Source organism: Vitreoscilla sp. C1 (assembly GCF_002951955.2).
Taxonomy (GTDB): Bacteria; Pseudomonadota; Gammaproteobacteria; order Burkholderiales; family Neisseriaceae; genus Vitreoscilla; species Vitreoscilla stercoraria.
Genome location: NZ_CP019644.2, coordinates 2,007,394 through 2,020,495 on the forward strand (window position 1 = coordinate 2,007,394; position 13,102 = coordinate 2,020,495).

15 protein-coding genes and 2 tRNA genes are annotated in these 13,102 nt (G+C 44.8%); 8 read left to right on the forward strand and 9 right to left on the reverse strand.

All coding sequences use genetic code 11. The features are described from left to right. Positions 1-42 precede the first annotated feature (42 nt). Positions 43-522, reverse strand: a complete 480-nt coding sequence (locus ADP71_RS09870; RefSeq protein ID WP_019957029.1) for a universal stress protein — start codon at positions 520-522, stop codon at positions 43-45. A 143-nt stretch (positions 523-665) separates the two neighbouring features. On the opposite strand from ADP71_RS09870, the gene ADP71_RS09875 reads away from it, so the two are divergent. From ADP71_RS09875 to ADP71_RS09895, 5 genes are read left to right on the forward strand one after another with little or no spacing between them, the layout of a single operon-like run. Beyond that, positions 666-1,439: a tRNA threonylcarbamoyladenosine dehydratase gene (locus tag ADP71_RS09875; protein WP_171461127.1), complete on the forward strand. Its 774-nt coding sequence runs from the start codon at positions 666-668 to the stop codon at positions 1,437-1,439. Further along, on the forward strand, positions 1,436-2,263 hold the full coding sequence (locus tag ADP71_RS09880; RefSeq protein WP_019957027.1) for a segregation and condensation protein A: 828 nt from the start codon (positions 1,436-1,438) through the stop codon (positions 2,261-2,263). Before ADP71_RS09875 ends, ADP71_RS09880 begins: the two co-directional genes overlap by 4 nt. Next, the gene (locus ADP71_RS09885) at positions 2,260-2,739 is read left to right on the forward strand and encodes a PaaI family thioesterase (protein WP_019957026.1); all 480 of its coding nucleotides are present in this window, start codon (positions 2,260-2,262) and stop codon (positions 2,737-2,739) included. The genes ADP71_RS09880 and ADP71_RS09885 overlap by 4 nt, the downstream gene beginning before the upstream one ends. After that, positions 2,736-3,164: a PaaI family thioesterase gene (locus tag ADP71_RS09890; protein WP_019957025.1), complete on the forward strand. Its 429-nt coding sequence runs from the start codon at positions 2,736-2,738 to the stop codon at positions 3,162-3,164. Before ADP71_RS09885 ends, ADP71_RS09890 begins: the two co-directional genes overlap by 4 nt. 20 nt (positions 3,165-3,184) lie before the next feature. After that, the gene (locus ADP71_RS09895; RefSeq protein WP_019957024.1) at positions 3,185-3,820 is read left to right on the forward strand and encodes a GDSL-type esterase/lipase family protein; all 636 of its coding nucleotides are present in this window, start codon (positions 3,185-3,187) and stop codon (positions 3,818-3,820) included. Here ADP71_RS09895 and ADP71_RS09900 read toward each other — a convergent pair. From ADP71_RS09900 to ADP71_RS09935, 8 genes are all read right to left on the reverse strand, one after another. Next, a complete protein-coding gene (locus ADP71_RS09900; protein ID WP_171461128.1) occupies positions 3,817-4,881 on the reverse strand; it encodes a hypothetical protein in 1,065 nt (354 codons plus the stop codon). The two genes, ADP71_RS09895 and ADP71_RS09900, sit on opposite strands and share 4 nt — an antisense overlap. A gap of 123 nt (positions 4,882-5,004) precedes the next feature. Then, positions 5,005-5,577 carry a 50S ribosomal protein L25/general stress protein Ctc gene (locus tag ADP71_RS09905; protein ID WP_019957022.1) on the reverse strand — a complete coding sequence of 191 codons (573 nt, stop codon included), beginning with the start codon at positions 5,575-5,577 and terminating at the stop codon, positions 5,005-5,007. 69 nt (positions 5,578-5,646) lie between these two features. Then, positions 5,647-6,633, reverse strand: coding sequence for a ribose-phosphate pyrophosphokinase (locus ADP71_RS09910; RefSeq protein ID WP_026353339.1), 987 nt, complete (start codon positions 6,631-6,633; stop codon positions 5,647-5,649). Between the two features lie 219 nt (positions 6,634-6,852). Next, positions 6,853-6,927: transfer RNA gene (locus ADP71_RS09915), tRNA-Gln, on the reverse strand. Between the two features lie 27 nt (positions 6,928-6,954). Beyond that, positions 6,955-7,029: transfer RNA gene (locus ADP71_RS09920), tRNA-Gln, on the reverse strand. Between the two features lie 6 nt (positions 7,030-7,035). Further along, entirely contained in the window at positions 7,036-7,884 is an 849-nt protein-coding gene (gene ispE / locus ADP71_RS09925) for a 4-(cytidine 5'-diphospho)-2-C-methyl-D-erythritol kinase (protein WP_026353338.1), read from the reverse strand. Positions 7,885-7,918: 34 nt separating this feature from the next. Beyond that, entirely contained in the window at positions 7,919-8,500 is a 582-nt protein-coding gene (locus ADP71_RS09930; protein WP_019957019.1) for an outer membrane lipoprotein LolB, read from the reverse strand. Next, positions 8,497-10,359 carry a tetratricopeptide repeat protein gene (locus ADP71_RS09935; protein WP_019957018.1) on the reverse strand — a complete coding sequence of 621 codons (1,863 nt, stop codon included), beginning with the start codon at positions 10,357-10,359 and terminating at the stop codon, positions 8,497-8,499. Before ADP71_RS09935 ends, ADP71_RS09930 begins: the two co-directional genes overlap by 4 nt. Positions 10,360-10,503: 144 nt before the next feature. Here ADP71_RS09935 and mutM point away from each other — a divergent pair, with 144 nt between their 5' ends. The 3 genes from mutM (at position 10,504) to ADP71_RS09950 (ending at position 13,039) form a co-directional block, all read left to right on the forward strand. Continuing rightward, the gene (mutM, locus tag ADP71_RS09940) at positions 10,504-11,325 is read left to right on the forward strand and encodes a bifunctional DNA-formamidopyrimidine glycosylase/DNA-(apurinic or apyrimidinic site) lyase (RefSeq protein ID WP_019957017.1); all 822 of its coding nucleotides are present in this window, start codon (positions 10,504-10,506) and stop codon (positions 11,323-11,325) included. 13 nt (positions 11,326-11,338) lie between these two features. Beyond that, a complete protein-coding gene (locus ADP71_RS09945; protein WP_019957016.1) occupies positions 11,339-12,160 on the forward strand; it encodes a lysophospholipid acyltransferase family protein in 822 nt (273 codons plus the stop codon). A 135-nt stretch (positions 12,161-12,295) separates the two neighbouring features. Beyond that, positions 12,296-13,039, forward strand: a complete 744-nt coding sequence (locus ADP71_RS09950) for a glutathione peroxidase (RefSeq protein WP_019957015.1) — start codon at positions 12,296-12,298, stop codon at positions 13,037-13,039. Positions 13,040-13,102: the final 63 nt, after the last annotated feature.

Below are 13,102 nucleotides of genomic sequence, written 5' to 3' on the forward strand. Positions count from 1 at the left end.
ACATTTACAGGACGCTTTTCATTATCTTAGAACAATGGCAACTTATTCGTCATCTGTCGCAACATCTTCATCACTGCCACGAATGACCAACAATGGCAAATCTGTTTGACGCATCACAGTTTCAGCAAAACTGCCCATCAACAAATGCATCAAGCCAGTACGGCCGTGAGTGCCCAATACCAACAAATCCGCACCACTGTCTACTGAGTAATCAACCAACAATTGCGCCATATCACGCACGCCTTTGATAGAAATCGCAATGTGACGTTGCACTTCGCTCAAACCCAATGATTTTGCCAATTCTTGTGCATCGTCCAACACACGCTCAGCCTGTGCCAAAGCTGTGGCTTCATAACCGTCTTCTTGCAAAAATTCTGGTGCCAAAGCCATGTATTCCGTTGGATTGGCAATATTCACCAAAGTGATTTTACCTTGACCTGCAATCGCAATTTGAGCTGCGTGACGCAAAGCTTTCAAAGAAGTATTACTGCCATCAATGGCTACAACCAAATTCTTGTACATATTTACCGCTCCTTACGGATCATTTTTCATGGTGATGAGTTAAGTGCTATCTCACATACAGTATAATCACAAGCGCCCTGTAAGACACTGAGTGGCCTTACCTAAATGACGATTTATTGACTTGGCTTAAATAATACAACAGCATGGATACACAAACAAACCCTAATCGCCGCTTCGGCGGCATCGAAAGACTTTACGGCACAGCCTCTTGGCAAAAACTGCAACAAGCACACGTGACCATTGTTGGCGTAGGCGGTGTCGGCTCGTGGGTCGTTGAAGCATTGGCACGCTCAGGCGTGGGTCAATTGACTTTGATTGACTTGGACAATGTTGCCGAATCCAATACCAATCGCCAATTGCCTGCTGTGACACCTTTGTTTGGCATGCCTAAAGTGGAAGCACTCAAACAACGGGTATTTGACATCAATACTGAATGCCAAGTCCATATCATTGAAGACTTTGTGGATGAAGACAATATCTCTACTTTGTTCGCTCAAAACGTGGACTTTGTCGTGGATGCCATAGACCAAGTGCGGGTTAAAGCTGCGATGGCAGCATGGTTTGTGCGCCACAAACAAGCGTTTATCGTATCAGGTGCAGCAGGTGGTCAACGCCATCCTGAACACATTCGTGTGGCAGATTTGAGTGCCGTCAAGAATGACAAATTGCTTTCTAATTTGCGTTACACTTTACGCAAACGCCATGGTTTTAGCCGTGATACAGACAAAAAAATGAAAGTGCCATGTGTGTATTCATTGGAAACCGTGATGCCGCCACAAAACGATGGTGCTTGCGATTTGAATGGTTCACAAGGTTTGTCTTGTGCAGGTTATGGCGCCAGCATGTTGGTGACAGCAAGCGTTGGCTTGCAATGCGCACATGCGGCAATTGAACACATTGTGAGCGCATCTCAATGACAGTGACGGAAGTACTGACCTTACAGCCCGAGCCTGCAATTGCTTGGGTGTTTGGTCAACCTGTGGCCGACATACCCAAAGATTTGTTCATTCCACCCGATGCATTGCAAGTGGTTTTGCAAAATTTCGAAGGGCCATTGGATTTGTTGCTGTATCTGATACGCAAACAAAATCTCGATATTTTAGACATTCCCATCACCCAAATTACCGAACAATATTTAAGCTATATTCAACAGCTAAAACACCAGCAATTTGATTTGGCAGCAGAATATTTGTTAATGGCGGCGATGTTGGTAGAAATCAAATCACGCTTGTTATTGCCTAAAACCATCACTATGGACGATGCCGAAGAAATCGATCCACGCCAAGAATTGGCGCTGCGCTTATTAAAATACGAACAAATGCGTTTGGCTGCAATAGGCTTGGATGAGTTGCCACAAGCAGGACGCGATTTTGCATGGGCAGTGCTACATGTCGATGTCCACATTCCCAAAGCTTTACCACAAGTGGATATTGCGGATTTAAAGCAAGCTTGGTTGGCGATTTTATCGCGGGCAAAAAACCATGCAGGGCATCAAGTGATACAAGATGCCGTCTCGGTGCGAGCACAAATGTCACATGTATTGCGTTTGTTAAAAAAACACGGCTCTTGTCGCTTTAATCAATTGTTTGCCGCATCCAGCAGCGTTACCATGTTGGTGGTCAATTTCATCGCCATGTTAGAGTTAATCAAAGAAGGCTTGATTTACGCGGAGCAAAACCATGCTTTTGCCGACATTGATATTTTTTTGAACCCAACCCCATTATCAGAAAGCACACCATGACAGAGCCGGTCAATCTTGTGGTTTATGAAGCACTGAAAAATCATTACGTGCATTTGCCACATTGCAAAATATTGAATTTGCAATTTGAGCACACAATACATCGCAGCCCTACTTTGAGCGTGGGGTGGCGAGAAGATTTAATGGGCAACAGCAGCAATCAAGTCATACATGGCGGCGTGATTACCACTTTGGTTGATGTGGCCTCTGCCACGGCTGTGGCGGCTCATTTGCCTGAGTTTGAAACTTTGGCCACGTTGGACATGCGCATTGATTACTTACATGCCGCCACTCCCAAGCAGCGTATTTATGCCACATCAGATTGTTATCGCTTGAGCGGACAAGTCGCTTTCGTGCACACCACTTGTTATCACGACAATCAAATCGACCATCCTATCGCTTTGGGTATGGCAACATTCATGCGCACGCCGATTCCTGCACATTTAAAAGCTTACATACACAAGGAGTTGGCATTATGAGCGGCTATCAATTGCACCCTGTTTTAACTGAAAAAGCCCACACTCACATGCCTTATACCCATTTAATTGGCTTGCAAATATGGCTCAATGCTGAAGGTGTGCCTTTATTTCATGTTCCATTCAAATCTGACAATATCGGCAACACTTTTTTACCTGCTTTGCATGGCGGCATGATAGGTGGTTTTATTGAAAGTGTGGCAACACTGTTTTTAAAACACCACAGCGGTTTGGATGAATTTGCCAAAGTCATCGACTTTTCAATTGATTATTTGCGTTCAGGCTTGTCCGAAGCCATGTATGCGTCCTGTAGCCTTACCCGTCAAGGCAGCCGTATCGCCCACTTAACCGTCACCGTCTGGCAAAGCGATGCCAAGCGTCCAATTGCCGTGGGACGGGTACATTGCTTGATGCCAGATGCCGCGTGAATGGGCGCAAAGGAATTAAAATGTCATACAAATATGTTTTACAGGCCGCTTGTATTGCTTTGATTGGCCTATTCGTCAATGCCTGTGGCGCAAGTCATGAACAGGCTTTGTCCCAAAACAGTACCGTCTTGATTTTGGGAGACTCCTTAACACAAGGTGTGGGCGCTAGCAGCAAAACTATGGCTTATCCAAGCTTATTGGCGCAATCTAGTGGTTGGAATGTCATCAATGGCGGTGTTTCGGGTAACACCTCTGCCCAAGCTTTAGAACGCTTGCCCGATTTACTCAGCGAATACCAACCAGAACTGGTCATTATCAGCATAGGTGGCAATGATTTTTTACAACAAAAACCCAATACAGAAACCCGCGCCAATATCAGCCAAAGCATACAATTAAGCCAACAAAACGGTGCCAAAGTATTGTTAGTTGCCGTACCTTATTTGAGTCTTGCTGCCGCAATAGGGCATCCTAGCGACCACGATATGTACGAACAATTGGCCAAAGAACACCAAGTGTATTTGTTACAGGACGCTTGGAGCGATGTTTTGGGCGATGAAGATTTGCGCGCAGACACAGTCCATGCCAACGATGCAGGCTATGCCAAATTCCATACTACCTTGGTCAAAAAATTAGAACAAATTGGTTGGTTACCCTAAAGCTTCAACATCCCATTACGAGGTTTTGACAGGGCGATATGTCTTACCCACGGCCGTGGTCTTTTGGCAAATTTCCAACAACTCATGAAAAAATATTCAGTTCGGATATAAGGCAACAACACTTGCACTTGATGATCAGATGGCGGCAAAACACGTGAGCAAATGAGGATGAATTCAGGATAATCGAGAACTTTTTTCTGTTTTGGATGCTTGGGGGTTTCAAGAAAACCGATGGTCTCAACATCTTGCCAGGCAATGAAGTTTTCATGATGATGGCAAACAGGTGGGTATTTTGTTCCCAAACGATAAAAAGATGACCATTCAATCACATCAAAACACCAATGCATCCCTGCTTCATCCAAACGAAACCAACCCATTTCACGATTGATTGTCAACTGCCAAGCCTGTATCAACTTCAAACGCTGCAATCCCAATATCACCACACCCAGCACACCGATGACCACGCAGCTTGCTGTGCGCCAACCAAGCTGACTGAAATCCATATAATACAATCCCAGCCAAGCCATATTAATAAACATTAATAGAAAAATATTTTTTTCAGCAATGCGATAAGTGAAATCATGGTGGATGTTGATTTTCAGTGTGGGAAAGGTATTTTTACCCAAACGTCGATATCGCAATATTTTGTATTCGATGCTGTACATCAAATGAATCAAATAATAGCCGGCAAAATAATAAATAGCGATGCAAACCATACCCAGTAATTTACGCGTCCCATCATTGTCTAAGCCCTCAATGTAAGCCTTTTGCGCAAAAAACCCAAATAAAACCACACCCAAGGTGTGCCACAATTTTTGGTATTTGGCCACACTAGATATCAAAGCCAACACCAACATCGCCCACATGGCACACACCAAAGCCACCCATTCCCAAGGCGCCACCCATTCCCAAGGCGCAAAGCGATTGCCCAAAGCATACCAATACCTAGCAAGCATATCGCTGTACTGGGCTAAAAAACTGATATACCAAGGCACCATACTCACCAGCACCAACAGCCAAATAGGCGTGGTTAAAGCACGAGAAAATTGATTGAATACCATATGCCGGCGCATCCTAATCATCAAAATTTGCAATCAGCATAATGTATCTTAAACATAAAAAAAGCGTCCTGTAAAATTTACAGGACGCTTTTGATTCAACTCAAAGATATTAAAATCTTCAAATTAACGTTTTTTACCAGTGATTGCAGCAATCGCCAAGTTTTCATCACGTTTCAAAGATACGCTTTCAACGCCTTCTGGGAATACGATGTCAGAAATGTGAACGATTTGGCCAGCAGTTGCCGCTTTCAAATCAACAGTCAATTGTGCAGGGATGTTAGCAGCAGGTGCGTAAACTTCGATCGCTTGGATCAAACGGCTTACACGGCCACCTTGCAATTTAACTGCAGGAGATTGTTCAGCGTTGATGTAATGTACAGGTACTTTAACTTTGATGACTTTAGCAGCATCAACAGCTTGGAAATCTACGTGCAAAACGGCTGGTTTGAATGGGTGCATTTGGAAATCACGCACGATCACGTCAACTTCTTTACCATCCAAAGACAATTTCAACAAAGAAGAATGGAAAGATTCTTTTTGCAATGCGTAAAAAATCGCAGTACCGTCAATAGCAACCATAGTTGCTTCTTGGTTTTCACCATAAACAACTGCAGGAACTTGACCAGCGCGACGCAGGCGGCGGCTCGCACCAGTGCCCTGTACGTCACGAACGATAGCTTGAATAGATTGAGACATAATAAAACTCCAGATTAGATAATAACGCCGCCATCGGTCGCGACCAACTTAAGACGGCTCTATCATAGGTTATGGGAGAAAACGCGCTCCCGGCGCGGTAACGTCCTCATTGAAGAGGTACGATACAGATTCTTCATTGCTGATACGACGAACAGTTTCAGCCAACAAACCAGAAATGGTCACTTGGTGAATGCGTTCAGATGCTTCCGCTTGTGCGCTCAATGGAATGGTGTCGGTTACAACGACCAAGTCGATGTCTGAAGACTCAATGCGCGCCACTGCTTCGCCTGAGAATACCGCATGAGAAGCATAAGCCACCACACGCTTAGCACCACGTTCTTTCAACGCAGTCGCTGCTTTGCACAAAGTATTGGCAGTATCGATCATGTCGTCGATAATCAAACAAGTTTTGCCGTTGATATCACCAATGATGTTCATCACTTCAGCGACGTTGGCTTTAGGACGACGCTTGTCAATAATAGCCAAATCAACATTCAACATTTTCGCAGCAGCACGCGCACGCACCACACCACCAATGTCAGGACTCACCACGATTAAGTCTTCAAAACGACGTTGTAAAATGTCGTGAATCAAAATCGGAGTAGCATAAATATTGTCTACAGGAATATCAAAGAAACCTTGAATTTGGTCAGCATGCAAATCCACCGTCAATACACGGTCGATACCTGCTGAATACAACATGTTGGCAACCAATTTCGCAGAAATCGGCACACGTGCAGAACGAGGACGACGGTCTTGACGAGCGTAACCAAAATAAGGAATCGCTGCCGTAATACGACCTGCAGAAGCGCGCTTCAAAGCGTCTGCCATCGCCAAAACTTCCATCAAATTGTCGTTGGTCGGTGCACAAGTAGGTTGTACGATAAACACATCGCGACCACGCACGTTTTCCAATAATTCAATGGCTACTTCACCATCAGAAAACTGGGTTACAGACGCACGGCCTAACGAAATATCCAAGTGTTTCACTACGTTTTCTGCCAATTTCGGGTTGGCATTACCCGTAAATACCATCAAGCTGTCGTATGCTGCCATGTCGTCTTCTGCGCCTTGTTTCAAATGATGAAATTGTGTGTTCATAATGCTGCGTTCCCAATGTAACGGTGACCGCCGCACGGTCAAGCGCGTAATGATACACCATCCCATAGGATAATTTCCACTGCCAATACCAAATTATCAATAAAAATCAACTATTAACCAACAAATTCAAAATGCAAAAAAGCGCATCGGCTTAACCAATGCGCTTTTTCTATTTGGCTGGGGTGGTAGGGATCGAACCTACGAATGCTGGAATCAAAATCCAGTGCCTTACCACTTGGCGACACCCCAATAAACTGGGCGATATAGAAAGATTTTTGGCTGGGGTGGTAGGGATCGAACCTACGAATGCTGGAATCAAAATCCAGTGCCTTACCACTTGGCGACACCCCAAAAAACTCAATCTATTTCTGCAAGAGGATGTTTATCTAGCCCTACAACACAATATGCTTCGAAATGTGATGCAACCGCTGTATACACTTTTTTAGCAGCTGATTCATTCGGCATCGGTAAAAATACACATGCCCCAGAACCCGTCATTAAAGCATCGCCGTATTGTTTTAATACATCCAAAGCTTCTTTGACTTCTGCATACTCTTCCAGAACGACTTGCTGCATATCATTTCTATGCTGCTGCGTCGATTCGAGGATTCGCATTATGCTAGGCTTAGAATCGCGTGTCAAGCGTTCGTGATTAAATATTTTTGCGGTTTGAACATGCACATTGGGCTTAATCACCACATACCATTGATTTTTTAGCACAACTTCGCTCAAAATTTCACCAATACCCGAAGCAAAAGCATTGCGCCCAAAAATAAAAACAGGTACATCTGCACCCAAACGCACGCCTAAATCCATCAACTCTTGGCGTGACAAACCCGTTTGCCATAACTGATTTAAAGCCAACAAAACGGTTGCAGCATCAGACGAGCCACCGCCCAAGCCACCACCCATAGGAATGTTTTTTTCTACCCACAAATCTGCACCCAACACACTGCCCGTGTGTGTTTTAAGTGCAACCGCAGCACGTACACTCAAATCTTGCTCAGGTGCCACGCCGTCTATCAAGGTATGCAAAACAATTTCGCCATCATCACGCACTCGCACATGCACAGTGTCATACAAACCAATAAAACGAAATACCGTTTCCAACAAGTGGTAACCATCCTCACGGCGACCGACAATGTGTAACATCAAATTCAATTTGGCAGGTGCCAAAAAAGCCTGCGCATCGGCAGGCACATTCATCAAAGCCATTTCATATTTTCCATATTCTTCATACTCAAGCGCTGCGCTCGCACACCTCTGTGTCTGGTAAAGTGCTAGGACTTTGGTATTGGCTGAACAACAATCGAATGCTCAATTGTTCACTTTCTAGCAATAACAAACGCGGTTGACCCTCTTCATTCACTTGTCGTTCAATTACCCAACCGTCTTGCAACAAGCGCCCATCTTCAAGCACTGTATGTGGGCTGCGCTCATGCCAATGCCCATGCGCCCACACATCCAAAGCCTCCACAGGAATGGCAAAGCCCATCAAACGCTCGCTCAATTCACTCGCTGTTGCCGCTTCAAAACGTGAGCCATCGCTGGCAACTGCAACCACGCCTTGTGCATCTTGGCACAACTGCCCCACAGTATTGCCCAAAGGCGTGTTCACATCCAATTGTTGCATCTTACCGCTGCTGCTCCAATCGAAATTGGCATAAGAGCCTTTGTCATTTTGTTTGACCGCCAAGCGTCCTGAAGCATCGAATGATGTTTTATTTTCAGGACGCTCATGCCAATCTTTGGCCACAGGCACTGTTTGACACGCTGCCAACAAAACACTAGCTAAAACCACGCCACCGAAGCGCCAATTCATGGCTGTACCTCTTTATTTGGCAACAAATTCAACCGTTTTAAAGTGTCGAGCAATACAGGATGTTCGGGATTGAGTTTCCAACCTTGCTTGGCCAAAGCCCGCGCATTTTTTTCATCGCCCAAAGCATGGTAAGTCTCAACCAAGTGCGCGGCTACTTCTGCATCAGGGTATTTTTCATACGCAAATTTCAAATATGCCAACGCTTTTTCAGGCTGCCCTTTTAAAAAATACGCCCAACCCAAACTGTCATTGATGTGTGGTGCTTGTGGTGACAATTTAAACGCACGTTCTAGCAACACAAAACCTTGCTCACGCGAAGCTGCATTGCTGAGCATCGTATAGCCCAAAGCATTCATGGCATCGGCACTGTCAGGACGCAATTGCAATTGCTTGCCCAAGTCTTGCATCGCCTCTTCAGGACGGTTGAATTTGTCCGCCAACAAAATACCCCGCTCCGCATACAAATCTGCCAAAACCTCTCGATTTGGCGACGCGCTTTTCAATTGCGCCTCAATCAATTGAGTGTATTGCGCATACGCTTCATTGGGCGCTTGCTTGCTAATCCACATCAATTCCAAATGACGCCATTGCTGTTCATCATACAAATGATTGCCTGTGGGTTTATGGTCTTTGGCAAGATCCAAAGCCTTGCGCATCGCATCCCAATCTTTGCGCTCTGCTGCTGCCGTTGCCAAAATCACACTTTTATCAAATTGGAAAGCAGGCGCATCAATTTTATCGGTCCATTGCATCGCCGCTTCGTTTTTCTTTTGTCCAAACGACAACACCGCCAACAAAGTCGCAACACGATTGCGTTCTTCTACATTACCATTTTGATAAGCGCGCTGTAACCAAGCTTCCGCAGCGGCATAATCATTTTTCTTCATCGCCAAAATACCGGCCTGAATCTGTAACTCAGTACGTGGATTTTGACTTAATTCTTGTTGTATCAATTGATATGCTTGCTCAAATTGCTCACTTTTGACCAAAGCATCAATTTGCAATTCTCGCCACACATCCGATAAATATCGAGAATCAGCTTGAGCAAAAAATTGGCTGACTAATTCAGGTTTGCGCTGCGCCAAAATCCCAATAACCACTTGCGTTGCTGGGCTAATATCTGCATCTAATTTGGCCAAACGATTCAACGCCGCAATCGCTTCTTTATCATGGTTAGACAAAGCTGCAAACATCGCCTCTGCCACTGCTGCTTCGGGCAAATTGGCATGATTTTTCACCGCATTGCGCACCGTGTCATAGCCTTGATGGGCCACTTCGCCACCACTCAAACTCAATTGTGCCAACAATAAAAACATGCGTTTGATTTTGATGTCATCCACATATGGCAATACATCATTCAAGTTTGCCAAAGCCGTCTTCGCATCACCACGAGCGGCACTCAATTCCCACGCCACTTGACGCTGTAATACGGTTGGCACAGGTTCAATTTTACGCCAACGGTCTAACAATATCTGCGCTTCAGCATAAGCGCCTTGTCCAATTGAAATCTGAATGGCGCGCTCTGCCATTTCAGGGCGGCCTGTACGCTCAAACAATACCGCATAAGCACCCAATGCCCCACGAGTATTGCCTTCTAATAAAGCCAATTCACTGGCAATCATGCCCGAAAACGCATTGGCATCTTGTGTGACTTGCTGCAAACGCAATTTTTCTTCTGCCGCAGCACGTGCTTTTTTAGCCTCAGGTGACAACGTCTTTGGTGAGATAGTCTCATCCAATTGCACAGTATTGGTATCTGCCTGACTGGCTTCAACCACTGTTTGCGCCCATGTCGTGCCTGTCGAGAGTAAGGTTAAACCAAGTGCCATCGGTAATAACCGTTGTTGCCAACTTGCCATAAACGCCCATCCTTATGTCATTTCAGATTTCAGTATTCATACTTTAACACAGCACAATGTTAGTTTGGGTATGGCAAACTTGGCTCTTGAATCAAAGCTTTTTAACCTTATCTACTTCCACCTATACTTGATGAAAGCCATACCATGCCTGAATTACCAGAAGTTGAAACTACCCGCCGAGGCGTGGCGCCATTTTTGAATGCTCAAATCGTAGACCATGTCATCATTCGCCAATCTAAATTACGCTGGCCTATTCCAACGGATTTGAATGAACACATTGGTGGCTGTCAAATTGAAAAAGTGGAACGCCGCGCCAAATATTTGTTGATTCATTTTGCTCATGGTGTGGTGTTGGTGCATTTAGGCATGTCTGGCAGCTTGCGTGTGTTTGAAGCGGGACAAATACCCGAAGTCGGCAAACACGACCATGTAGACATGGTCTTGCGCAATGGTACCGTGCTGCGTTACCACGATCCGCGTCGTTTTGGTGCATGGCTGTGGTATAGCGGTGCTTTGGAACACCACCCATTGTTAAACAAACTGGGTCCTGAACCTTTATTGCCTGAATTTAACCGCATTTATTTACAGGACGCTTTAAAAACACAAAAGCGAGCAATCAAATTGGCGTTGATGGACAATCATGTGGTCGTTGGTGTGGGCAATATTTATGCCAATGAAGCATTATTTCGTTGCGGCATCTTACCCACACGTCCTGCAAACCAAGTCAATATAGACGAAATCGAAAAATTGGTGATTGAAATCAAACAAGTGCTTACCCAAGCCATTGCCGCTGGCGGTAGCACTTTGCGCGACTTTGTAAACAGTGATGGCAAAAGTGGCTATTTTCAGCAACAATACTTCGTCTATGGGCGTGACAATGAAACATGTCATCGCTGCGCAGGACTGATACACAAAATAGTCATCGGTCAGCGCTCTAGTTTTTACTGTCCTCTTTGCCAACAATGAACAATGCCAAAACATGATTGTTAATCCTCCTGCTCGCCCGATTGCCTTGTTACAACGCTATAAACGCCTTTGGCGTTCATTGTGTTGGTTAATCAACTTGCTCAAAGCTTCACGCAAAGCCAATTTGATGCCACACTCGCTCAAAACCGAACAATTCATGCAAAAAGCATCTCGCGACTTGCTGAATATTTTGAATGTTCGGGTCGAGTTACATGGCAAAATTCCTGAGGATTTAAACGGTTTATTGATCGTCGCCAATCATGTTTCATGGCTTGATATTTTAGCCATGGTGTCGGTACAACCGATGCAATTCATTGCCAAACAAGAAATTCAATCATGGCCTTTATTGGGCAAAGTGGTTGCTGGCGTGGGAACGGTGTTCATCAATCGCTCCCAACGCAAAGACACCGCTAAAATCAATAGCGTCGTCAGCGAACAATTAAAACAAGGTCAAACCGTTGCCTTTTTCCCAGAATCACGCACCTCCGATGGTAAAGGTTTGCGCTCATTCAAAGGTGCATTGTTTCAGGCCGCTATCGATAGCAACAGCACCGTGTTACCCATTGCCTTGCGTTATTTCAATGCCGATGGCAAACGCTCCAGCCACGCCGCTTTTATAGATGGTGTGAGCTTACCCAAATCTTTGTGGATGGTTTTAAGCGAAGAAGAAACCGTTATCCGCATCGACTTCACACACACCTTGTCCAGCAGCACTTCAGACGTGCAAGAGCCTGTCACCCGTTTTAAGCTCAAGCAACAAGCACAACAACAAGTGGCTGACTTGGTTTTAGATGACCGCGACCTAACGCGTTTATCTGAATGGAATTATTTATAATATCTATCACCCAATAAATAATGATAAATACATTTTATATTTGCATTGCAGCATAATGGTTTCAATCAAATTGAAACAAACCTGTTGTAGTTTTTACCTTACTAACCCCAAAAAACCTCTATTAGGAGTTTTACCATGGCATTTGAAAACAAAGAAGGTCAACGCGTACCTAATTGTTCTTTCCCAGTTCGCGTAGGCGACTCTTGGGCTACTTTGACCACTGACGAGATTTTCAACGGCAAAACCGTTGTTGTATTCTCTTTGCCAGGTGCTTTCACACCAACTTGTTCTTCTACTCACTTGCCACGTTACAACGAATTGGCAGCTAAGTTCAAAGAATACGGCGTTGACGAAATCGTTTGTGTATCTGTGAACGACACGTTCGTAATGAACGAATGGAAAAAACAACAAGAAGCTGAAAACGTTTCTGTGATTCCTGATGGCAACTGCGAATTCACTCGCGGTATGGGCATGTTGGTTGCTAAAACTGCCTTGGGCTTCGGTGACCGTTCATGGCGCTATTCTATGTTGGTTAAAGATGGCGTGGTTGCAAAAATGTTCATCGAACCTGAAAAAGACGGCGACCCATTTGAAGTATCTGATGCTGACACCATGATCCGTTACATCAACCCAGATTTCACTGAACAAGCTTCTATCAGCATCTTCACTAAACCTGGTTGCCAATACTGCGCGAAAGCAAAAGAATTGTTGAACGAACAAGGCTTGGCTTACGAAGAAATCGTTTTGGGTACTGATGCTTCTACCGTATCTGTACGTGCGATTACTGGTAAAACTTCTGCACCTCAAGTATTCATCGGTGGTCAATACATCGGTGGCTCTGAAGAGTTGGAAGCTTACTTCGCGACTGCTGAAGCTTAATTTTAGATTGTTTCTAAAATTGAATGCATAAAAAAAGCCATCGCAAGATGGCTTTTCTGAACA

Coding starts and splice junctions, on each gene's coding strand:
- ADP71_RS09870 (WP_019957029.1), bottom strand. CDS start 522: ATGTACAAGAATTTGGTTGTAGCCATTGATGGCAGTAATACTTCTTTG.
- ADP71_RS09875 (WP_171461127.1), top strand. CDS start 666: ATGGATACACAAACAAACCCTAATCGCCGCTTCGGCGGCATCGAAAGA.
- ADP71_RS09880 (WP_019957027.1), top strand. CDS start 1,436: ATGACAGTGACGGAAGTACTGACCTTACAGCCCGAGCCTGCAATTGCT.
- ADP71_RS09885 (WP_019957026.1), top strand. CDS start 2,260: ATGACAGAGCCGGTCAATCTTGTGGTTTATGAAGCACTGAAAAATCAT.
- ADP71_RS09890 (WP_019957025.1), top strand. CDS start 2,736: ATGAGCGGCTATCAATTGCACCCTGTTTTAACTGAAAAAGCCCACACT.
- ADP71_RS09895 (WP_019957024.1), top strand. CDS start 3,185: ATGTCATACAAATATGTTTTACAGGCCGCTTGTATTGCTTTGATTGGC.
- ADP71_RS09900 (WP_171461128.1), bottom strand. CDS start 4,881: ATGGTATTCAATCAATTTTCTCGTGCTTTAACCACGCCTATTTGGCTG.
- ADP71_RS09905 (WP_019957022.1), bottom strand. CDS start 5,577: ATGTCTCAATCTATTCAAGCTATCGTTCGTGACGTACAGGGCACTGGT.
- ADP71_RS09910 (WP_026353339.1), bottom strand. CDS start 6,633: ATGGCAGCATACGACAGCTTGATGGTATTTACGGGTAATGCCAACCCG.
- ispE (WP_026353338.1), bottom strand. CDS start 7,884: ATGAATGTGCCTGCCGATGCGCAGGCTTTTTTGGCACCTGCCAAATTG.
- ADP71_RS09930 (WP_019957019.1), bottom strand. CDS start 8,500: ATGAATTGGCGCTTCGGTGGCGTGGTTTTAGCTAGTGTTTTGTTGGCA.
- ADP71_RS09935 (WP_019957018.1), bottom strand. CDS start 10,359: ATGGCAAGTTGGCAACAACGGTTATTACCGATGGCACTTGGTTTAACC.
- mutM (WP_019957017.1), top strand. CDS start 10,504: ATGCCTGAATTACCAGAAGTTGAAACTACCCGCCGAGGCGTGGCGCCA.
- ADP71_RS09945 (WP_019957016.1), top strand. CDS start 11,339: ATGATTGTTAATCCTCCTGCTCGCCCGATTGCCTTGTTACAACGCTAT.
- ADP71_RS09950 (WP_019957015.1), top strand. CDS start 12,296: ATGGCATTTGAAAACAAAGAAGGTCAACGCGTACCTAATTGTTCTTTC.